This window comes from Bacillus sp. RIT 809, from assembly GCF_016892495.1.
In the GTDB taxonomy this organism is placed as follows: Bacteria; Bacillota; Bacilli; order Bacillales; family Bacillaceae_G; genus Bacillus_A; species Bacillus_A cereus_U.
Genome location: NZ_JAFEMR010000021.1, coordinates 39,044 through 58,068, shown reverse-complemented (window position 1 = coordinate 58,068; position 19,025 = coordinate 39,044). Strand labels below are relative to the sequence as shown.

The following is a 19,025-nucleotide window of genomic DNA, read 5'->3' as shown; positions in this document are numbered from 1 at the left end:
AAGGTTTTGAAGATGAAAAATTATACTTTAGAAGAAAAAGATAGCTTTATCGTGTTAGGTATTGGAACTGAACTTAAGAGCGAATACACAGACTTTGCTGGAATAAATAAAGAAAAAGAAGACTTTTGGGAGGCCGTTAAACAAGATGGAAGGCTTGACACTTTAAAGGATTTAGCTACAAATGATTACATTTTTTCTGTGAGCGAAGCGGTGAATAACAAGATGATGTATTACGCTGGTGTCATGACAGAGGCAACGATACAAGAAGAATCTAGAGTTATCCAGTTTCCGAGGGGAGAATACCTAGTAGTTAAAGGGGAAGGCAATACAGCTGAGGAGCTAAGTAATAAGCTTACTGGCATTGCCTTTGGTCAAGTCTTACCTGAAGTTAAGGATTTTGCCTATGTTGGTGGGCCAAATGCGACGGTTGAGATGGGGCAGCGAAACGGCTTAGTTTTTGGTGAAATGTGGATTCCTGTTGTTAGGAAGTAAAGAGATTAAAGGAGAGATGGAATTGTCCAATATCGTAGATTTTAAAATTGTAACTACAGCTGGCTTAGAATCTTCACCTATAGCGGAAGCGCTTGCTGGTCTACGTGCCCATGAAGCACGTTATTTTATGAACAAATACAAGCATGAATTTACGGTTGTACCAGCTAGTGAAAGCGAGAAGACTCTTGATTATGTGAACTGCATTTTGAAAGAAGAACGTGATATTGAGTTTGCGGCAAAACCTTTAGAAATATCGTGTTTTCAAGTGGAAAATATTAAATTTGCCTATGTCTTCTATGAGGATGGTCTTGCAGTCAACGTCATGTATACGTTGGATAACCCGAAGAAGCGGGCTGTTGGATTTAAGCTTTCTGAGGGAATGGAGATACCAAAGGAGTTAGCAGAGAAGTTTAAGTTTGCTAGGCAGAAGTCTAAACTTGCTGGAACAATTCGGGGTTCGTTTTTTGTAATAAAAGGAGAATATAGTGCAAGTTGAAGAACCAGTCATTTGTTGTATTGAGTTATTTTTTTAAAAGATGCGATTAAGGCTAACAATCTTGAATTGTTAGTCTTTTTTCACATAAGTATAATATTCATAGTCTGCTACACGCTACGTTCTTATAAAATGAAACAAAAGGAAATTACTGTAAGGGGGTGGTGGGGTGAGCAAAAAAAGGCTATTTGAGTTATTCTTAGTAACTTTTGCTTTACTATTCCTTCATATAAGCACATTTACCAATGAAAAATTGAACGATAAATTTGGTAACTTTACCTTCTTTGTTGTATTGCTCATGTTTTATATCAACGTTGCATGTATAGAACGGTATTTTGATGATATACAAAAGTGGATTCGAAATATCATATTTCTTCTTGCCCTGTTAGTAGTAACTTTAATATCACTATGGATAGGTTACTTTTAAATCCTTACTTCCGAGAACGGGAATTATGTCAAAAGTAAAGCCGGTCTACTGTACGTTTTTAGTGGATTGGTGGCCGATAAAATCTTGTAGTAGAAGCAACAGAAAAAAGGATAACAATAATTAAAGGCTGACATGATTCAACTTAGTTATAAAAAATTAATAAATATTACAAGAAAACCATCAATTTGAACAATCTTTTTTCAAATTGATGATTGTTATTTTTGAAAAAATAACTATTTTATAAAAAAAATTTTTTTGACCCCCATAAAATTATTTATTCCTTCGAATATATATAAGTAGAAGAAAGCAAATGAAAGAAAAAGCTAAAATTACCAAAAATATAGAGAAGAGTTATTCAAAGATTGCAGATAAAATAGAAAAAGAGCAAGTAGAAAAAAATAGTCATCTAAAAAAGTCGGCCTCGAAAAATATGAGTAACAGCAAGAAGACAACCCAAAAGAAAAGTACTAAGAAAATGTGGTCAAATGGTCACTTGTTTAGTGACCATTTTGCTATTTGAAGCAGAAGGAGGCAGGGAGATTACTAGTGTTGAGTTTAGTAATGAAGATCTTAAAAAAAACAAAAATAGAAGATATCGTATTTAACATACAAAACAACGGAGGAGATAAGGAAGCTTTTATCGTACAGTATCAGCCGTTTATTAGAAAATCAATCTCGTCAGTCTGCCGTCGATATATTACAGAACAGGATGATGAATATAGCATTGGGTTGTTTGCGTTTAACGAAGCAATTGAACAGTATTCATATAAAAAAGGGAAATCTTTTCTAGCGTTTGCTGATCTTCTTATAAAAAGAGATGTAATTGACTATATACGCAAGGAGTCTAAGTATAATCTTGTCTTTTTAAAAGAAGATAAGCAAGAGGAAATATTAGAAATGAAAGTATCGCTTACGGAGTATATGAAAGAGATGGAAAATAGTAACCGTAAGGAGGAAATTCTTCATTTTCAAAGTGTGCTAGCTGAGTTTAAAATCACATTTTCAGAGCTTGCTAAGGAATCTCCTAAGCATCGTGATACGCGTGAGCACTTAATAGAAATTGTAAAGATTATTATAAAAGACGAGAAAATGATGGAAGAGCTGTTCAGAAAGAAAAAGTTACCGCTGAAACATATTGAACCACGTGTTAGGGTAAGTCGTAAAACGTTGGAGCGACATAGAAAATACATTATAGCAATGTGTATTATCTTTGCAAACAACTATACATATATTCTTGATTATATAAGAGGGGAGAAGCATGATGAATAAAGGAATTGTGATGGATATAAAAAAACATAGCGTAGTTGTTTTAACTCCAAATGGAGAGTTTATTACGTTTAAAAGAAAAGTACACTCTTACATGATTGGAGAGGAAATCTCGTTTAACAAACAAGAGCAAAGAGCACCGCGTTTTTCAATCCCTTCTTTCTTAAAGCCTGCATCATTACTTGTTACTTGTTTTCTATGTGTGTTGCTGTTTTTCTACAACCAACCGGAAGAAAAAGTATTTGCTTATGTCTCAGTGGATATAAATCCAAGTTTGGAGGTGAGCGTAACAAAGGATCTTCGTGTTATAGATTTGCGAGCGTGTAATGATGATGGAAGGCGTATTTTAAAAGAAATGAAACGATGGGAAAATAAAGACCTGCAAGACGTAATACGTACTATTATAAAGCAGAGTCAAGAGGATAAGTACTTAACGAATGATAAGCAAGTTATGCTAACAGCTGTTACAAAGGACAAGTCGCTAGAACCACAGTTGGAAAAGGCTATGCAAAAATTAAAGAAAGAGTATGAGATAAAACATGTTACAGTCGTATATCAAAGCAGTACGATGCAAATGCGAGAGAACGCCAAGAAAGCAGGAGTTGGCACAGGTGTTTATATAAAGCAAGATGATGAGAAGCAGAAATCGATTACTCCTCCTGCACCGCCGTCTAATCAAGGGGAGCGCGATGAGGAGATACATTCGCAACCAAAGTCATCTCCTGATGTATCATCGGATTCGTCTCCTGTAAAAGAAGAAAGATACGAGAAACAAGAGCGTATAGAACAAAAGCAATCCAAGGAACAGCAACCGAAGCAAATAAAAGAAAATAATGGACATCAGCAAGAAAACAACGGTAGAGGGTCTCAGCAAGGAAATAATGGACATCAGCAAGAAAACAACGGTAGAGGGTCTCAGCAAGGAAATAATGGACATCAGCAAGAAAACAACGGTAGAGGGTCTCAGCGAGGAAATAATGGACATCAGCAAGAAAACAACGGTAGAGGGCCTCAAAAAGAAAATAATGGACACCAGCAAGAAAACAACGGTAGAGGGCCTCAAAAAGAAAATAATGGACACCAGCAAGAAAACAACGGTAGAGGATCTCAAGGAAATAATGGACACCAGCAAGAGAACAATGGTAGAGGGCCTCAAAAAGGAAATAATGGACACCAGCAAGAAAACAACGGTAGAGGATCTCAAGGAAATAATGGACACCAGCAAGAGAACAATGGTAGAGGATCACAGCAAGGAAATATAAACGAAAATAACGGGCCTGAAAATGAGGACAAAAACGTTCCTACCACACAACATCAAGGGAATGAAAAGAAGAATCTATAGAATATTGAAGATGGGAATTCGTTTTATGGTAATAAACCCCTCTAGTTTCAAACTGAAGGGATTTTTAATATTTAAATTTTTTAATTGACGGACATAAAATCGTATATCCTTTCGAATTATATATATGGATATCATTAATATTTATATAAAAGGGGAGTAAGAAATATGAAAGCAAAAAAAGAAATGTATGAAGAGGTTGCTGAAGTATTGAAGGTATTGGCGCATCCTGCCCGTTTATCCTTAGTAGAAATAATGATTACAAAAGGCCCTACTAATGTAACAACAATGTATGAAACATTACAAATGCCTCAAAGTACAATTAGTCAACATTTATCCAAACTAAGAGCTGCTAAAATCGTTACAGGTACTCGGAAAGGATTAGAAATTTATTATGAGGTAACGGATAATCGTACAAAAGCAATATTATTAAGCTTGGTTTAAATGCTGACTTGCTTGAATTCAACAGTAAGATGAGGATAAGAAAGCAATTCAGTTCCCGTGAATTTTTAGAATTTTACATAAGGGCTATATTTATAAGAATATGTAATTTTCTTTCACTACAGTTAATTCCTTTGAGAAATAAGCTTTTTTTCATTTTAGGGGTATTTTTTGCTAGCTTAATAGTGATATGACGATACCCCTATTATAAAATTTCAGAAGAACTCTTGACATAGAAGATGTAACAAAGTTGAGATGGTTCTTCTAGTCATTTAATTTTTTTATTTGATGGTCTTTTCCCCATTCAAATAGTTCATTCATAATTTGCATTAAAGATTTTCCATGTTCGCTTATTGTGTACTCAACCTTTGGTGGTACTTCTTGATATACAGTACGATGGATAATCCCATCAGCCTCAAGTTGCCGAAGTTGTTGTGTGAGAACTTTTTGCGTAATGTTTGGAATTTCCCGTTTGATTTCATTTGTTCGCATTTTTCCATCCGTCAAAACACATAAAATATGAACTTTCCATTTTCCGCCGATCACGTCGAGTGTCGTTGCGATTGGGCAGTCATCATTTTGATTCATATAACACCTCCAAAGGTACTTTAAGGTTCCTATAGTACCTGAAAGTACGTACTTTTCAATTATATGTGACTCATTCATACTAATACTAAAGCGTTTGAATTATTTATAAGGGGGAAGAAAATATATGAAAACACTTGTAATTGTAGCACATCCTGATATTGAAAAGTCTCGAATTAATAAAAGATGGGTAGAAGAACTTGAGAAACATTCGGATGAAATAACGGTGCATGAACTATATAAAGTGGCACCAAATTGGGAGTTTAATGTTGAAGAGGAACAAAAGCTGTTAGTAGAACACGACAGATATATATTTCAATTTCCGCTCTACTGGTACAGTTCACCACCATTATTAAAAAAATGGTTCGATGATGTATTAACATATGGATTTGCGTACGGATCTAAAGGGGATAAAGTGAAGGGAAAAGAGTTTGGTTTAGCTATTTCTATGGGTGGATTAGAAAAAGACTATAAAAATAGCGGAATTACGATGGATGAGTTGACGAAACCATTTCACGCTACATGCCTATATACAGGAATGGAATTTATACCTGCATTTTATTTATACGGAGCAGAATATGAAATCAGTGATGAAGAGATTGACATAAGTGCACCAGAGTATGCGCAATATGTTATGAATAAGAAGTATTCTAATATATAAGGAAAAGTAAAATCCAGTTATGTACAAAGCATAACTGGATTTTTGTTTATAAAAAACATAATAATTTACTAGATTTTGTATTTTGTGTAAGATAATAAAGAATATTCAATTAATAATTAAAGGAAGAGATATAAATGAAGCTGCCACTATTACAAGTAGAGACAGAGAGACTGATTATCCGTCCATTTCAAAAAGAGGATTATGAAAGTTGGTTAGATGGATTCAATAAGAGGTTACCATCTCAATATAAATACGATGATGGCTATCATGACATGTCGTCTTCAACAAAAGAATGGTTCACGGAATGGATAAGAGGATTTGATGAGGCGGCACGACGGGATGAAATGTACGTTCTAGGTATTTTTCAGAAAGAAGATGGCGCCAATATTGGAAAGCTAGAGCTTATAAAAATTTTACGTATGGACTATCAATGGGCAATGATGGGCTACTCTATTCATAATCAATATTGGAAAAATGGATACGGAGTAGAAAGTGTAATAGCTGCGCTGCCGTTATTTTTTAATGGCCTTCATTTTCATAGAATCGAATTACATATACATGTTGATAATGAGCCATCCGTTCGTTTGGCAGAAAGGGCTGGTTTTTCATTTGAATGTATGAGAGAGGCGTTTTCTATGGGGAATGGTAAGTGGGCAGATTTTCTTATTTATTATAAAAATAAGGAGACGGATATATGAGGGTACTTATTACAGGTGGAAATCGAGGATTAGGGTTACAGTTAGTAAAAGTATTTCATGAGAATGGGCATATCGTTTATCCGCTAGTTAGAAGTGTGGAAGCGATAGAACAGTTAAAACAGATGTTTTCTTCTAGATGTTTTCCTATATTAGCAGACTTGTCAGATGATGAGAGTACTGAGTGTATTAAGAAGCAAGTTGAGGAGTATACAGAGTATATTGATTTAGTTATAAATAACGCTGGAATTACTGGAAAGGAAACGGAGGTGTTACGTACCAATTCAGAAGAGTTAACGGACCTATTTAACGTTCATTGTTTAGGTGTTATTCGAGCTATAAAAGGTACATATCCGGCTTTAACTAAGTCGAACCATCCAAGAATTATTAATATATCCTCTCGGTTAGGGTCATTACATAAAATGGCGGCCAAAGAGTTTCCTCAAGGAGAGTTTTCGTATTCATATCGAATTGCGAAAGCAGCACAAAATATGTTAACACTCTGTTTACAGCAAGAGTTTGCGGATAAAGGAATTCGTGTAACCGCCATTCATCCAGGGAAATTAAAGACGGACATTGGTGCTTCTGATGCGAATATGACTCCTGCTGAAGGAGCTCAAAATATATATGATTGGATAATACATTCGAATGAGGATGTGTCAGGGAAGTTTATTGAGCCGGGTGTAGGTGAATTGAAATGGTAATTTACGATCTTTCAATTATTCAAAATGCATTTAGGTCTTTCAAAAAATGTTAAATAGATTATCAAATGCAGTAATAATTGAAGATATAGAAGAAAGACCGGAATATATCCGGACTTTCATTACCTGTTCAACACTTCAATATAAGAAGCATCCCCAGCTGTTCTAATAGTAGAGCGGAAATTATTATGTTCTAAAGTTTCAGCAACTTGTTTTAATTGCTGTGCATCATCATGATGAATGAGTAAACTATCTGAACCACTTTCTTCTATATGAATATGTTCAACATTTCCAATCGCTTCATGTATAGCTTTTAAAAATTCAGGTTTCATATTGTCCTCCTATATGTATGTAACGTCGTTACATAGTATTTCCTTATTTTTGAAATATAAAAGTAGAAGAAAGGAGAAATGAAAATGCATATAACGCAGTTTAAAGAACATATTGCATCACTTTTTGAAGAGCATCTTAATAAATACGGTGATGACGAGTATGGTTTCACTCACATTAGTAAAGAGGAATTTCACAAAATAGGTTACACGACAAATTTGACGCTAGAGACGATTGAAGAAGCATATCAAAATGGGGTTGATATGATACTTACACATCATGCGCCGTGGAGTTTTTTATTCGGTATGGAAGAGGCTTGTATTAAAAAATTAAAAGAATATGAAATGAATCATTTTTGGATTCATTTGCCGTTAGATTTTGTAAAGTTTGGCACGTGTACGTCGTTATTTAACGAAATTGGGATAGATACAATACTGGAATATTCCACGTATGAGGAAGAAGAGCTACCGGGAATAGGAGAATATAAAGAAGCGATTCCCTTTTCAAACTTAGTTGGAAAACTTGAAGAGAGAATGGAAGAGAAAGTGAAGAGTTGGAAAAATCATGATAAGCCAGTAAAACGGATTGCGATTTTAACAGGTGCAGGAAATAATACAAACCTTATTGAGCGTGCACTAGAAAAAGGTTGTGATACGTACATAACAGGAGAAAAAACATTATATACAGTACAACATGCGAAATTTAAAGACATTAACTTAATTGTAGGTAGTCACACATTTACAGAAGTATTTGGTGTGGAAAGTTTAGCTCGTAAGTTAAAAGAAAGAGATAATTCAATAGAAATTAATAGATTAAATGAAGATCATTTGGAGTGAGGGAAATGGTAACTATATACGCAAATTATGGGGAATCAAAAGTGAAGTTAACGTGGAAAAAAGATTGTATATTGCCAGAATACGAAAGAATCACGAGTGTTCACGGTTTTTGTTTTCATAATAATAAGGTTTTACTAATAGACCATGAGCAGCGTGGTTGGGACTTTCCTGGTGGGCATATAGAAGAAGGGGAACTATCAGAAGAATGTTTTAAAAGAGAAGCGTGGGAAGAAGGTTATGTAAAAGGAGAATGTACTTTATTTGGATATATTATCGTTGACCATAGTGATAATTCAAATTGGAATGAAAATAGTCCGTATCCAAAAGTAGGGTATCAGCCGTTCTATCGGATGGAGATTAATGAAGTGCATAAGTTTGGCGGTGAGTATGAATCCGATAAAAGGATGTTTGTTAGAGTAGAAGAGAGTGCAGCGTATCATTATAAATGGAATGAATTATATGATGAAATCTTGAAGGAAGCCGTTTTAATAAAATGAAAATTAATTTCTGTAATATTAAGATGTTGGAAGGGGTTTTTAATTGATTTTTCAAATAATAGTAAAGTTGTCTTTTGAATTGAGGGAATCTTCAGATATGAGGGTGAGTGAATGAACATTTCAGTAATCGCTGAACAACTAGTTAATGAGAAGATTATTTCACATTATCCAAATAGCATGAAAGTGTTGAGCGGAGGAACGACAAGTACTGTATATTTGTTGGATGGAAGATATGTTGTGAAGTCGAATGAATCGGAAGTAATACGTGAAGAAGCGAATTTTCTTTCTTTTTATGAGGGGAATACTTTATTTTCGAAGCTTTTGTATATGGAGCCTTTAAATAGATATATTGTGTATTCTTTCTTTGAAGGGAGTACTTCGTGCGAACATGGATATAAACGGATTACGCTTAGTACACTTGTAAAAGAAGGTATTAATAAGTATGAAATAGTTTCAGATATAGATGGATGGGGATGGAAAGAAAGTCCGGTTCAATCTTGGAATGAATTTTTAACAACAAATGTGATAGAAGCTTATGAAAACCTAAAACCACATATAAGTGATGAAGAGTATAGAACTGTTCTTAAGCTTACAAATAGTCCAAATAGGGGGACTGGAATAAATAAGCCATTTTTATTGCATGGTGATCTTGGATTCCATAACTTTATATTTCAAAAGAATAAGTTAACCGGTGTGATAGATCCTTTACCAGTCTTAGGAGATCCTATATATGATTTAATTTACGCGTTCTGTTCAACTCCGGAAGATTTAACAAAAGAAGCAATTTGTTATGCGATGAAACAATGTGTATTTCATAAAAAAGAACGAGATTTATATGAGGAAATAGTCATAGGCTTATATTTGCGTATAGATACGTGTTTAAGACATCACCCGAAAGATTTAGAAGATTACTTAGAAGCTTGGCGTTATTGGATGGACGAAATTGAGACGACTTTATAGCACAAATATTGGGGGGAGATAGTGAAGTGAATATTTCAGAAGCAAAAAGAGATTTGGCACAAAAAACGAAGAAGGGATTTCCCGTTATAATAGCTGGTCTTTTATTTTGGATTGTAGCGAGCATAACTGGTGTTCTTCTTTCAGAAAAGCAAGTTGTGTGGGTATATTTAATTGGTATGGGCTGTGTATTTCCTTGCGGCTTAATGATAGCTGCTATATTAAAAATTGATATGTTTGCGAAAGGGAATCCGTTAGGGACTTTAGCTGGATTAATTGGTGGGATAAATGTATTAAATATTCCGTTTGTATTACTTGCATATTTTCAATTTCCAGAGTGGTTACCTTTTGTAGTAGCGATGTTAATAGGTGTTCATTTTGTACCGTACGTATGGATTTATGAAAGTAAAAGTTATGGATTATTATCAGTGGGAACTGTATTAGTAACGTCAGTATGTGGGATTCTTTTTGCGGAAAAAGGATTTACCGTAATTCCACTGGCGGTTACAGTTGTCTACTTTATTACTCTTATAAGCTTATCGATTGAAAATAAAAAAGCAGAAAACTATCAACAAATATCAGCTTAATAAAAAATTAAAGGGATAGGAGAATGACTATGAATAATTTCGTTTGTACAACGTGTGGCGTTCAGTATGCAGCGAGTGTAGAAGAACCGGTAAGTTGTCTTATTTGTGATGAGGAGAGACAATATATTAATCCGAAAGGGCAGTCTTGGACGACTTTAGAAAACTTGCAAACGAGTGATACATATAAAAATGAAATGATAGAAGAAGAAAATGGGCTTTATAGTATTACGACAAAACGAGAATTTGCGATCGGTCAAACGGCATTTGTAGTAAAAACAGAGTCATATCGTTTACTATGGGATTGTATTACTTATTTAGATGACACGACAATTGAGAAGATAAAAGAGTGGGGCGGATTAGATGCAATTGCACTATCCCATCCGCATTATTATTCAACACAAGTAGAATGGGCAGAAACATTTGATGTACCAATTTATATACATGAAGACGATAAAGAGTGGGTTATGCGCCCGAGTAGTCGTATCATTTATTGGACTGGCGAGTCTTTACGATTAGCGGATGGAATTACTGTTCATCGTCTCGGAGGGCATTTTAGTGGCGGTTCTGTATTACACTGGGAAGAAGGAAATGATGGGAAAGGTATTTTATTAACAGGTGATATTATTCAAGTTGTAGCGGATCAACAGTGGGTGAGCTTCATGTACAGCTATCCAAACTTAATTCCACTACCAGCAAGGAAAGTGGAGGAAATGGCGAATCGCGTGAAGCCGTTACAGTTTAATCGTTTATATAATGCCTTTCACCGAGTAGTGAAAGAACATGCAAATGAGGCAGTTGAACGGTCTGCGGAAAGATATATGAAAGCGATAGAAGGAAAGCTGTTTCATACGTAAAAGGAGAGTTAGCTTTATGAAAACGTTAGTATGCTTTGGGGATAGTATTACAGCTGATGAAACATTTTTTGATGGAACGCCGAGGTTAACACCACGTTTGCAAGAGATGTTTCCAAATTGGAAAGTGGTTAATGCAGGTGTTCCAGGTGATAATACGTTTGATGCACTACAAAGGATTGAAGAGGATGTATTATTGCATGAACCAGATTTCGTAACAGTTTTTCTTGGTACGAATGATTCGGTGTTATTTGATCCAGTTCCATTACAGTCGTACAAAGAAAATTTAGAGAAAATTGTAAGTGCGATCTCACCAGAAAAAGTATTACTTATTAGTCCTGCACCAGTTGATGAAGAAAGACAACGTAATAGAACGAATGAAGTACTCGGTCAGTATGCAGCGGCGGTAGAGGAAGTAGCAAGAAAAACAGGGGGCCATTTTCTTAATTTATATGCTGAGATGATTCAAGAAGAAAATTATAAAATATTCGTAGAAGATGAAGAAAAAGATGGATTACACTTTGGAGCAGAAGGCTATGCGTATTTAGCGAAGTTAATTTGTGAAAAGTTAAAAGGAATTCTGTAAGAAGCAAAGCGTGGGCGCTTTGCTTTTTTTGTACTTCTTATCATGAATTAGCTGAATCACAGAAGTAGACGATTCCTGTACTAAATGTTTAGTACCTATAGCACTTTAAAGTACATACATTTTTAATGAGTTAAATATAATTCATAATAGCACCAGTAAGAAGCAAACAAGCTTTACGATACTATAGCGTCTGTGAAATCAAAAAAATGCCAATGTGATATAAAACGATTCGGGAGGTTAAAGATATGAGTACTTCAAATTTGAGTGAAATAAGTAAACAAATTTTAATAGAGGAGGAAACACTTCAATTTTCCTCTTTTACAAATGAAGATGCCTTGCAATTAGGTTTATTTATCGTTGAAACAGCAAAGCGAGAGGGGAAATTGATTGCTGTTGATATAGCAAAAAATGGTGTGCAATTATTTCATTTCAAGATGACAGGGACAACTGAGGAAAATACGAAATGGATTGAGCGTAAAAAACGGGTCGTTTCCCTGCATAATCATAGCTCGTATTATATGCAGATAGAAAGTGAAATAAGCGGAGTTCCATATCATGAAAAATACCGTTTAGATGGCTCGGAATATGCTGCGTTTGGTGGATGCTTTCCTATCCAAATAAAAAACGTAGGGGTTATTGGGATGATAACAGTCTCAGGATTACCACCAGAAGTAGATCATGAATTGGTTATAAGAGCAGTTAAAAATCATTTAAATCAATAATAGAAGTAATTTTAAAGGTTAAATAAAAAGGCAAAAATGAACATATTCCTGTTCGTTTTTGCCTTTTTATTATTTCTTTTTCGGTCTACGTACTAACTCGCCGCCACAATTCGGGCAAACGTTTTGTCTTTCCTCTGTACATGGTGCACAAAATGTACATTCATACACGCATATGTATGCTTCAGAATCGGGCTGAAGGGAATGGTCGCAAATTTGACAGTTTGTTTTCATTTCTAATGCCATTGTAATCCTCCTTATTATTCGAAAGTTCATAATTTAATTATAATTAATATTGTAGTGGAAGTCCTTTTTAAATGAAAAGAAATAAAAGGATTATGTTGTTGTTTGAAATGAAATAGGTCTATTTATTTTAAAATTGATTATTTAGTGCAGTTGGAATATTATGAAATAGTCAAAAGACAACAGGGGGTATATATTTTGACTAATCATAACGATTATTTTCATGTAGAAGAGGATGTAAATCACAATAGTTTAAAAGCGGATTGTGAAAAGTGTTTTGGATTATGTTGTGTGGCATTACCGTTCGCGGCATCAATAGATTTTGCGGTGAATAAAGATGGTGGTAAACCTTGTGCAAATTTACAATCAGATTATAAATGTAGTATACATAGAGATCTTAGAGGAAAAGGGTATAAAGGTTGTACAGTGTTTGAATGTTTTGGTGCTGGGCAAAAGATTTCTCAAGTTACGTTTAAAGGAATGGATTGGCGGACAGATGCCGAGCATGCGCGAAAAATGTATGATGTTTTTCCGGTAATGCATCAGCTTCATGAAATGCTGTGGTATTTGAAGGAAGCCGTTCTTTTAAAGGCGACGCGTACAATTTATAACGAGCTTAACAAAGCAATTGAAGAGACAGAACGCCTATCGAATTTAAGTCCAGATGAGTTAATGGAAGTAAATGTGCCATTACACCGTGCAGAAGTGAACATTCTCCTTTTAGAGACGAGTGAATTAGTATGGAAGGAAATGAATGTTGCACGTAAAAAACGAATCAGTCATCGCGGAGCAGACCTTATGGGAGCGAATCTGAAAAAGAAAGATTTACAAGGAGCAAATTTAAGAGGGGCTTATCTTATTGCGGCTAATTTACGAGATGCAAATTTAAGGGGAGCGGATCTCATCGGAGCAGACTTGCGAGATGCAGACATTCGCGGGACAGATTTTACAAATAGTATTTTTCTTACGCAAGTTCAAATTAATGCGGCGAAAGGGGACAAACATACGAAATTACCGAAATTGTTGTCTCGTCCAGGTCATTGGACTGCGTAAAGAGTATGGAGTGAAATAGTTTGGATATTTTTCAGTATTTAGAGGGAATGCAGGGAGACGTATTTTCGTTATCAGTATCTTCGTTATCAGTATCTCAAATAGAATCGAAGTATTATGATATTTGTAGCACGTTAGCATCAAGTGAGCATGCGGAGCGCATTAAATTGATTCCATTAGATTTATACAAGGAAAGTATGAGAATTGATTTGAAAGAAGCGTTAGAAATTGCTGAAAGTGAAGAAGCGAAGGCGATTTATTTTGAGTATGATCTTGATAATGAGTGGGATAGTCAGTTCTATATTTGTGACGATTACATGTTTCTTGAAGAAGATGATGAGGATTGGGCCAGTGATTGGACGGATGAAATAGAAGGACCGTCTTTAGGAGAGTTAGCTGATATTTATGGTGAAAATGGCTTTGATTCAGATAAAAGGGCTGTAGGTATTACTTTATATTTAATTGCGAGAACAGTGTGTAGTTTTATCAATGCACGTAGTGGTTTGCAAAGTAATATACCAATTTGCATTGCTTTTCACGACCAAGAGCCAATTATGCGAACAGGCAGAGACTTAGTCTCTGCCTGTTTTTTATACTACGTTCTCTTTTCAAAAGTAGTAATTAACACACTACATATAATAAGGATACCACCAATGAAAAAGTTACTGCTTAATGTTTCATTTAATAAAAGCCAGCCCAGTAGCGAACCAACGATGGGTTGGAAGAAGAAAAATAATGAACCGATGCTAGCATCCATTAATTCTAATCCTTTGTTCCAAAGAAAAAATGCACCTGCGGTTGAGACGATTCCTAAATAGAGTACTCCTAATAATACGTACATGTTCATATGTTCAATAGGAGTTGATTGGAATTCCCACATCATAAAAGGTGTAATGAAAAAGAGTGAAAAGAATATTGCATACGTTGTAATAATTAAAGATGAAAATCGAGTTGAAGCGATTTTTACATAAATGGACAGTAAAGCCCATGTAATAGCGGCTCCAACTAAAATGAATGTACCGATAAAATAGGAGCCGATTTCAATATCCCATCCGATAACGATAATGACACCGATTGTCGCTATGATAGTAGATAAAAGTCTACGAGTGGTTAGTTTTTCTTTTAAAATAAGCGCTGCAAATATAACCATAAATGCAGGTGTAGCTGATGTTACTAAAGAGCCTGTATGAGCGTCGGATAATTTTGTCCCGATGAATTGACATGTAATCGAAATGAAATACCCGATGAAGCCAATCCAAGCGAATAATAGCCAGTCTTTTTTGTGTATGGTTACTTTTTTCTTTTGCTTTTTTTCAGTTGTTTTCAAAATCACATATAAAACAACAAAAGCGATAATAAAGCGTAGCCAAACGAGTGTAAGTGGCGGGATAAAGTCGAGTACGTATTTACTAACGACGTACATACCGCCCCAAATACTTGCTGCTAGTGATAAACATATAGCTCCTAAAATTGTTTGTTTCATTTAAATGACCTCCGTCTATTTTTAGGGTTATGATTTATTCCCTAAGACGAGGCATGGCGCACTTGTCCCGCATTAACGGGCAGTAAAACTCCCACCTCAAAATTCAGCGAAAGCAAAGAAGTTAGGCGGTGGATCAACTGCCCGTAAATGCCCGATTGGTTCAACTAATAATCAGTGGGGGATGAAGAAAACCCCCACTGATTAAAGTTTCACTTTATTATATGAATGCCCGTCTTAGATTATAGACGGCCTACAGGTTGATCGTTTTCGAATGAAGTGTTGTAGTACATGAGCGTAGCCTCCCTTCTTCTTTTATAATGATATTATAACTTAATTTTCTGATTGTTGTAGAGCGTTATGGAATTGTGTATACAATGTGAATAACAAACCGTCACGTTTGACTGTACAGTTTATGTATTGTATGATAATAGTAATATAAACAAGGGGGGGAAGATCGTTGGGAAGGTGTATCGAATCGGACAGTTGGCTCTCATGGCTCACGTGTCGAAACGAACGATTGATTATTATACGAATCTAGGAATCTTAAAAGCGGAGCGATCTCAATCTAATTATCGCTATTACGACGAAACAGCATTTGAGACATTACAATTTATTGAGAAGTGCAAAGAAATGCATATGCCGCTTTGTGAGATTAAAGAGAGAATCGAGGAGAAGAAAAAGCTGCTCGGTATCAATGAACACGTTTCGAAACAAGTGAATGAAGTGACAGACCATATTCATAGATTAGAAGCAGAGCTAACGGAGTTAAAGCCTCTTTTAGATGAATTGACTGATTCACAACGTGAAAAAATATCGAAATCTTTATCAGGTCAAACGACAGCTTTAATACAGACACTTATTCTATTATTATAGAATAAGTGAAATCCGACCTCTTTAATTTTTGTATCGGGCTATGTTTTCTAACGAACAAATAAGAAAACATTATAGTATACAGGAGGTGGACACCTTAGTTTTTTAACTAAGGGGATTCATTGGAAATATTTAATTTAGTCATGGTTGCGATTTTAATCGCATTTACTGGATTTTTCGTAGCAGCAGAGTTTGCGATTGTTAAGATACGTTCAAGTCGCATTGATCAGCTTGTTGCGGAAGGGAAACGCGGTGCGTTAGCAGCGAAAAAGGTAACAACAAATTTAGATGAATATTTATCTGCTTGTCAATTAGGTATTACAGTTACAGCGATGGGGCTTGGTTGGTTAGGTGAACCGACGATAGAAAAATTATTACACCCGTTATTTGAGAAATGGAACTTAAATCCTTCTATCTCATCAGTAGTAACATTTGGTCTTGCATTTATGACGATGACGTACTTGCACGTTGTAGTCGGGGAATTAGCTCCGAAAACGATGGCAATTCAAAAAGCTGAAAAAGTGACATTGTTATTAGCAGGTCCGTTAATGATATTCTATAAAGTTATGTATCCATTTATTTGGGTATTGAATGGTTCTGCTCGTGTTGTAACTGGTTTATTCGGTTTGAAGCCAGCTTCTGAACATGAAGTAGCTCATACAGAAGAAGAGTTACGTCTTATTCTTTCAGAGAGCTACGAAAGTGGAGAAATTAATCAAGCTGAATACAAGTATGTAAATAATATCTTTGAATTTGATAATCGCATTGCGAAAGAAATCATGGTGCCGCGTACAGAAATCGTTGGTTTCTATCTTGAAGATTCAGTAGAAGAACACATGAAAGTAATCCAAAATGAACGATACACACGTTATCCGATTTTTGGAGAAGATAAAGATGATATTATCGGTATGGTCAATGTAAAAGATTTCTTTATTCGATATATGAACAACGATCAAGAAGATTTATCATCGATTCGCACGTATATGCGTCCGATTATTGAAGTTATGGAAACGACTCCAATTCATGATTTATTACTGCAAATGCAGAAGAAGCGAATTCCAATGGCTGTTTTATATGATGAGTACGGAGGAACAGCTGGAATTGTAACGCTTGAAGATATATTGGAGGAAATCGTCGGCGAAATTCGTGATGAATATGATGAAGATGAAGCACCACCAATTCAACATGTGAACGAGTATCATAAAATTGTTGATGGAAAAGTGCTTATCACAGAAGTAAAAGATTTGTTTGGATTACACATTGAAGAAGACGATGTGGATACAATCGGTGGATGGATTATGATGCAAAATCATGAAATCGAAGAAGGACAATGCGTTGAAGCAGAAGGCTATGAATTTAAAGTGTTAGAAAAAGATGCTTATCAAATTAAACGTGTTGAAATTCAAAAAATGGATCATGAACAAGAACAAGAGAAAGCAGCAACTGTGTAAGTTGCTGCTTTTCTTCTGACACATAATAAAATGTGAAATTAGGAGCGGATATTTTGATTCAAGTAGCCTTACGTGTATATCGATTACAATTGTATACGATCTTTAGTGGTTTACTACTAATGTGGGCGGTTACTCCGTTTGGAAAACAAGTGACAGGATTCGGTATTGGATTAGCTGTAAGTGCATACTGTCTTTGGTTATTAGCTCGCAGAGTTGAAAAATTAGGAAGAAGTATTGTGATGAAAGAAAAGGCTCCTGGATTAGGAGTTCTAAACCGATTTGCAGCCGCAATATTAGGGGCTATCATTATGTATGAAATTGAGCATGAAATGGAAATGTGGGCATTTGGTACAGGTATTTTAGGTGGTCACTTTTTAATGATTGCAAATTTAGCTTATGCGAATATGCAGTTAGTGAAAGAAGAAGAGAAGCAAAGAGAACAGGCTTCGAAAAACATAGAGTTATGAGGAAAGGGACCTAATCTGGTTCCTTTTTTGCGTTTAAAAATAAATGATATAATACGAGTGATTTACTGGTATTTATCGGATTTACGCCAAATATAATACGCTTATTTTTGAGGCATTTCAATAGTATGAAAAAAAATTAAAAAAAATTAAAAAACCCATCGATTTCTAAAGCTTATGTATGTTATCATGACAAAAGAATTTGCGAAAGAGGTGGATACCAATGTTACAAGCGTTACTTATTTTTGTGCTTCAAATTATTTACGTTCCAACTTTAACAATCCGTACGATTTTGCTTGTAAAGAATCAAACAAGATCCGCTGCAGGTGTAGGATTGTTAGAAGGAGCAATTTACATTGTCAGTTTAGGTATTGTATTTCAAGATTTATCAAATTGGATGAACATTGTTGCCTATGTCATCGGCTTTAGTGCGGGACTATTATTAGGCGGTTATATAGAGAATAAATTAGCAATTGGATATATTACGTATCAAGTTAGTTTACTAGACCGTTGTAATGAATTAGTAAATGAATTACGCCATTCTGGATTTGGCGTTACAGTATTTGAAGGTGAAGGAATAAATTCTATACGTTATCGCTTAGATATCGTTGCGAAGCGTTCAAGAGAAAAAGAACTTTTAGAAATTATTAATGAAATTGCACCGAAAGCGTTTATGTCTTCTTATGAAATCCGTTCGTTTAAAGGTGGATACTTGACGAAAGCGATGAAGAAGAGAGCGTTAATGAAGAAGAAGAAAGATGAGCATGCATCTTAAGAAAAGGGAGTAGCTGAATGGTAACAGGTTCGGTTGACGAGAGAAGACATTAAATAACAGACTAATTGGGGATGTAATTCACATATGAATTGCATCCCTTTTTTGTTATATGAACATTTCAATGGATCTAATACAATAATTAACACATAAATTTATGTGGTGTTGTTAAAACCTATGCTAAAATAAATTTGCATATTGTAAAATGATATTATTAAAATAATGATGT

The 19,025-nt window shown here is 35.1% G+C and carries 26 protein-coding genes and 1 pseudogene; 23 read left to right on the top strand and 4 right to left on the bottom strand.

What is annotated here, in order from left to right:
* Nucleotides 1-12 precede the first annotated feature (12 nt).
* The 7 genes from JTF23_RS20745 (at nucleotide 13) to JTF23_RS20715 (ending at nucleotide 4,461) form a co-directional block, all read left to right on the top strand.
* Complete coding sequence (locus tag JTF23_RS20745; protein ID WP_204209540.1) at nucleotides 13-492, top strand: GyrI-like domain-containing protein; 480 nt, start codon at nucleotides 13-15, stop codon at nucleotides 490-492.
* Nucleotides 493-508: 16 nt separating this feature from the next.
* Nucleotides 509-988 carry a phage tail protein gene (locus tag JTF23_RS20740; RefSeq protein WP_252188036.1) on the top strand — a complete coding sequence of 160 codons (480 nt, stop codon included), beginning with the start codon at nucleotides 509-511 and terminating at the stop codon, nucleotides 986-988.
* Nucleotides 989-1,154: 166 nt separating this feature from the next.
* On the top strand, nucleotides 1,155-1,412 hold the full coding sequence (locus JTF23_RS27955; RefSeq protein WP_204209523.1) for a DUF3963 domain-containing protein: 258 nt from the start codon (nucleotides 1,155-1,157) through the stop codon (nucleotides 1,410-1,412).
* Between the two features lie 310 nt (nucleotides 1,413-1,722).
* Nucleotides 1,723-1,932 (top strand): hypothetical protein, encoded by a 210-nt coding sequence (locus JTF23_RS20730; RefSeq protein ID WP_204209543.1) that lies wholly within the window; start codon nucleotides 1,723-1,725, stop codon nucleotides 1,930-1,932.
* Nucleotides 1,933-1,958: 26 nt separating this feature from the next.
* Nucleotides 1,959-2,681, top strand: a complete 723-nt coding sequence (gene sigI, locus JTF23_RS20725) for an RNA polymerase sigma factor SigI (protein WP_204209522.1) — start codon at nucleotides 1,959-1,961, stop codon at nucleotides 2,679-2,681.
* Entirely contained in the window at nucleotides 2,674-4,020 is a 1,347-nt protein-coding gene (locus JTF23_RS20720; protein ID WP_286674641.1) for an anti-sigma-I factor RsgI family protein, read from the top strand. The genes sigI and JTF23_RS20720 overlap by 8 nt, the downstream gene beginning before the upstream one ends.
* A 165-nt stretch (nucleotides 4,021-4,185) precedes the next feature.
* Complete coding sequence (locus JTF23_RS20715) at nucleotides 4,186-4,461, top strand: ArsR/SmtB family transcription factor (RefSeq protein WP_078181124.1); 276 nt, start codon at nucleotides 4,186-4,188, stop codon at nucleotides 4,459-4,461.
* A 261-nt stretch (nucleotides 4,462-4,722) separates the two neighbouring features.
* Here the strand turns inward: JTF23_RS20715 and JTF23_RS20710 are convergent, their stop codons facing one another.
* Nucleotides 4,723-5,046 carry a winged helix-turn-helix transcriptional regulator gene (locus tag JTF23_RS20710; RefSeq protein ID WP_204209520.1) on the bottom strand — a complete coding sequence of 108 codons (324 nt, stop codon included), beginning with the start codon at nucleotides 5,044-5,046 and terminating at the stop codon, nucleotides 4,723-4,725.
* Between the two features lie 124 nt (nucleotides 5,047-5,170).
* Here JTF23_RS20710 and JTF23_RS20705 point away from each other — a divergent pair, with 124 nt between their 5' ends.
* The 3 genes from JTF23_RS20705 to JTF23_RS20695 all read left to right on the top strand — a co-directional run bounded on the left by JTF23_RS20705 (nucleotide 5,171) and on the right by JTF23_RS20695 (nucleotide 7,103).
* Nucleotides 5,171-5,704 carry an NAD(P)H-dependent oxidoreductase gene (locus JTF23_RS20705; RefSeq protein WP_204209519.1) on the top strand — a complete coding sequence of 178 codons (534 nt, stop codon included), beginning with the start codon at nucleotides 5,171-5,173 and terminating at the stop codon, nucleotides 5,702-5,704.
* Between the two features lie 134 nt (nucleotides 5,705-5,838).
* Nucleotides 5,839-6,402: a GNAT family N-acetyltransferase gene (locus tag JTF23_RS20700; RefSeq protein WP_002199821.1), complete on the top strand. Its 564-nt coding sequence runs from the start codon at nucleotides 5,839-5,841 to the stop codon at nucleotides 6,400-6,402.
* Nucleotides 6,399-7,103, top strand: coding sequence for an SDR family NAD(P)-dependent oxidoreductase (locus JTF23_RS20695; RefSeq protein ID WP_070139727.1), 705 nt, complete (start codon nucleotides 6,399-6,401; stop codon nucleotides 7,101-7,103). The genes JTF23_RS20700 and JTF23_RS20695 overlap by 4 nt, the downstream gene beginning before the upstream one ends.
* A 119-nt stretch (nucleotides 7,104-7,222) precedes the next feature.
* Here the strand turns inward: JTF23_RS20695 and JTF23_RS20690 are convergent, their stop codons facing one another.
* Nucleotides 7,223-7,432, bottom strand: coding sequence for a hypothetical protein (locus JTF23_RS20690; RefSeq protein ID WP_002121018.1), 210 nt, complete (start codon nucleotides 7,430-7,432; stop codon nucleotides 7,223-7,225).
* A gap of 84 nt (nucleotides 7,433-7,516) precedes the next feature.
* On the opposite strand from JTF23_RS20690, the gene JTF23_RS20685 reads away from it, so the two are divergent.
* From JTF23_RS20685 to JTF23_RS20655, 7 genes are all read left to right on the top strand, one after another.
* Nucleotides 7,517-8,266: a Nif3-like dinuclear metal center hexameric protein gene (locus JTF23_RS20685; RefSeq protein WP_204209518.1), complete on the top strand. Its 750-nt coding sequence runs from the start codon at nucleotides 7,517-7,519 to the stop codon at nucleotides 8,264-8,266.
* A gap of 5 nt (nucleotides 8,267-8,271) precedes the next feature.
* Nucleotides 8,272-8,763, top strand: coding sequence for an NUDIX hydrolase (locus tag JTF23_RS20680; RefSeq protein ID WP_204209517.1), 492 nt, complete (start codon nucleotides 8,272-8,274; stop codon nucleotides 8,761-8,763).
* A gap of 111 nt (nucleotides 8,764-8,874) precedes the next feature.
* The gene (locus tag JTF23_RS20675) at nucleotides 8,875-9,723 is read left to right on the top strand and encodes a phosphotransferase (RefSeq protein WP_070139726.1); all 849 of its coding nucleotides are present in this window, start codon (nucleotides 8,875-8,877) and stop codon (nucleotides 9,721-9,723) included.
* A gap of 26 nt (nucleotides 9,724-9,749) precedes the next feature.
* Nucleotides 9,750-10,307, top strand: a complete 558-nt coding sequence (locus tag JTF23_RS20670) for a DUF7010 family protein (protein ID WP_204209516.1) — start codon at nucleotides 9,750-9,752, stop codon at nucleotides 10,305-10,307.
* A 29-nt stretch (nucleotides 10,308-10,336) separates the two neighbouring features.
* Nucleotides 10,337-11,161, top strand: coding sequence for an MBL fold metallo-hydrolase (locus JTF23_RS20665; protein ID WP_204209515.1), 825 nt, complete (start codon nucleotides 10,337-10,339; stop codon nucleotides 11,159-11,161).
* A gap of 16 nt (nucleotides 11,162-11,177) precedes the next feature.
* Nucleotides 11,178-11,744, top strand: coding sequence for an SGNH/GDSL hydrolase family protein (locus tag JTF23_RS20660; RefSeq protein WP_204209514.1), 567 nt, complete (start codon nucleotides 11,178-11,180; stop codon nucleotides 11,742-11,744).
* 245 nt (nucleotides 11,745-11,989) lie between these two features.
* Nucleotides 11,990-12,466 carry a heme-degrading domain-containing protein gene (locus tag JTF23_RS20655; protein WP_002199830.1) on the top strand — a complete coding sequence of 159 codons (477 nt, stop codon included), beginning with the start codon at nucleotides 11,990-11,992 and terminating at the stop codon, nucleotides 12,464-12,466.
* A 69-nt stretch (nucleotides 12,467-12,535) separates the two neighbouring features.
* Here JTF23_RS20655 and JTF23_RS20650 read toward each other — a convergent pair whose 3' ends face one another.
* Nucleotides 12,536-12,709, bottom strand: coding sequence for a DUF1272 domain-containing protein (locus JTF23_RS20650; RefSeq protein WP_001162783.1), 174 nt, complete (start codon nucleotides 12,707-12,709; stop codon nucleotides 12,536-12,538).
* A gap of 195 nt (nucleotides 12,710-12,904) precedes the next feature.
* On the opposite strand from JTF23_RS20650, the gene JTF23_RS20645 reads away from it, so the two are divergent.
* Nucleotides 12,905-13,759: a pentapeptide repeat-containing protein gene (locus JTF23_RS20645; protein ID WP_204209513.1), complete on the top strand. Its 855-nt coding sequence runs from the start codon at nucleotides 12,905-12,907 to the stop codon at nucleotides 13,757-13,759.
* A 20-nt stretch (nucleotides 13,760-13,779) separates the two neighbouring features.
* Nucleotides 13,780-14,328 (top strand): annotated as a pseudogene (locus tag JTF23_RS20640) (hypothetical protein); the annotation flags it as partial.
* 23 nt (nucleotides 14,329-14,351) lie between these two features.
* Here the strand turns inward: JTF23_RS20640 and JTF23_RS20635 are convergent.
* Nucleotides 14,352-15,239: a DMT family transporter gene (locus tag JTF23_RS20635; RefSeq protein ID WP_204209512.1), complete on the bottom strand. Its 888-nt coding sequence runs from the start codon at nucleotides 15,237-15,239 to the stop codon at nucleotides 14,352-14,354.
* A gap of 465 nt (nucleotides 15,240-15,704) precedes the next feature.
* On the opposite strand from JTF23_RS20635, the gene JTF23_RS20630 reads away from it, so the two are divergent.
* The 4 genes from JTF23_RS20630 (at nucleotide 15,705) to JTF23_RS20615 (ending at nucleotide 18,799) form a co-directional block, all read left to right on the top strand.
* Entirely contained in the window at nucleotides 15,705-16,112 is a 408-nt protein-coding gene (locus tag JTF23_RS20630) for a MerR family transcriptional regulator (protein WP_033710905.1), read from the top strand.
* A gap of 119 nt (nucleotides 16,113-16,231) precedes the next feature.
* The gene (locus tag JTF23_RS20625; RefSeq protein ID WP_002110921.1) at nucleotides 16,232-17,560 is read left to right on the top strand and encodes a hemolysin family protein; all 1,329 of its coding nucleotides are present in this window, start codon (nucleotides 16,232-16,234) and stop codon (nucleotides 17,558-17,560) included.
* Between the two features lie 53 nt (nucleotides 17,561-17,613).
* Complete coding sequence (locus JTF23_RS20620) at nucleotides 17,614-18,027, top strand: ATP synthase subunit I (protein WP_098778190.1); 414 nt, start codon at nucleotides 17,614-17,616, stop codon at nucleotides 18,025-18,027.
* A gap of 220 nt (nucleotides 18,028-18,247) precedes the next feature.
* Nucleotides 18,248-18,799: a DUF2179 domain-containing protein gene (locus JTF23_RS20615; RefSeq protein ID WP_002110919.1), complete on the top strand. Its 552-nt coding sequence runs from the start codon at nucleotides 18,248-18,250 to the stop codon at nucleotides 18,797-18,799.
* Nucleotides 18,800-19,025 lie beyond the last annotated feature (226 nt).

Excerpts from the sequence above, each read along its gene's own strand:
- JTF23_RS20635 (WP_204209512.1), bottom strand. The coding sequence starts at position 15,239 with ATGAAACAAACAATTTTAGGAGCTATATGTTTATCACTAGCAGCAAGT.
- JTF23_RS20720 (WP_286674641.1), top strand. The coding sequence starts at position 2,674 with ATGAATAAAGGAATTGTGATGGATATAAAAAAACATAGCGTAGTTGTT.
- JTF23_RS20695 (WP_070139727.1), top strand. The coding sequence starts at position 6,399 with ATGAGGGTACTTATTACAGGTGGAAATCGAGGATTAGGGTTACAGTTA.
- JTF23_RS20705 (WP_204209519.1), top strand. The coding sequence starts at position 5,171 with ATGAAAACACTTGTAATTGTAGCACATCCTGATATTGAAAAGTCTCGA.
- JTF23_RS20665 (WP_204209515.1), top strand. The coding sequence starts at position 10,337 with ATGAATAATTTCGTTTGTACAACGTGTGGCGTTCAGTATGCAGCGAGT.
- JTF23_RS20680 (WP_204209517.1), top strand. The coding sequence starts at position 8,272 with ATGGTAACTATATACGCAAATTATGGGGAATCAAAAGTGAAGTTAACG.
- JTF23_RS20740 (WP_252188036.1), top strand. The coding sequence starts at position 509 with ATGGAATTGTCCAATATCGTAGATTTTAAAATTGTAACTACAGCTGGC.
- JTF23_RS20745 (WP_204209540.1), top strand. The coding sequence starts at position 13 with ATGAAAAATTATACTTTAGAAGAAAAAGATAGCTTTATCGTGTTAGGT.
- JTF23_RS20710 (WP_204209520.1), bottom strand. The coding sequence starts at position 5,046 with ATGAATCAAAATGATGACTGCCCAATCGCAACGACACTCGACGTGATC.
- JTF23_RS20650 (WP_001162783.1), bottom strand. The coding sequence starts at position 12,709 with ATGGCATTAGAAATGAAAACAAACTGTCAAATTTGCGACCATTCCCTT.
- JTF23_RS20700 (WP_002199821.1), top strand. The coding sequence starts at position 5,839 with ATGAAGCTGCCACTATTACAAGTAGAGACAGAGAGACTGATTATCCGT.
- JTF23_RS20655 (WP_002199830.1), top strand. The coding sequence starts at position 11,990 with ATGAGTACTTCAAATTTGAGTGAAATAAGTAAACAAATTTTAATAGAG.
- JTF23_RS20730 (WP_204209543.1), top strand. The coding sequence starts at position 1,723 with ATGAAAGAAAAAGCTAAAATTACCAAAAATATAGAGAAGAGTTATTCA.
- JTF23_RS20675 (WP_070139726.1), top strand. The coding sequence starts at position 8,875 with ATGAACATTTCAGTAATCGCTGAACAACTAGTTAATGAGAAGATTATT.
- JTF23_RS20715 (WP_078181124.1), top strand. The coding sequence starts at position 4,186 with ATGAAAGCAAAAAAAGAAATGTATGAAGAGGTTGCTGAAGTATTGAAG.
- JTF23_RS20660 (WP_204209514.1), top strand. The coding sequence starts at position 11,178 with ATGAAAACGTTAGTATGCTTTGGGGATAGTATTACAGCTGATGAAACA.
- JTF23_RS20690 (WP_002121018.1), bottom strand. The coding sequence starts at position 7,432 with ATGAAACCTGAATTTTTAAAAGCTATACATGAAGCGATTGGAAATGTT.
- JTF23_RS20685 (WP_204209518.1), top strand. The coding sequence starts at position 7,517 with ATGCATATAACGCAGTTTAAAGAACATATTGCATCACTTTTTGAAGAG.
- JTF23_RS20615 (WP_002110919.1), top strand. The coding sequence starts at position 18,248 with ATGTTACAAGCGTTACTTATTTTTGTGCTTCAAATTATTTACGTTCCA.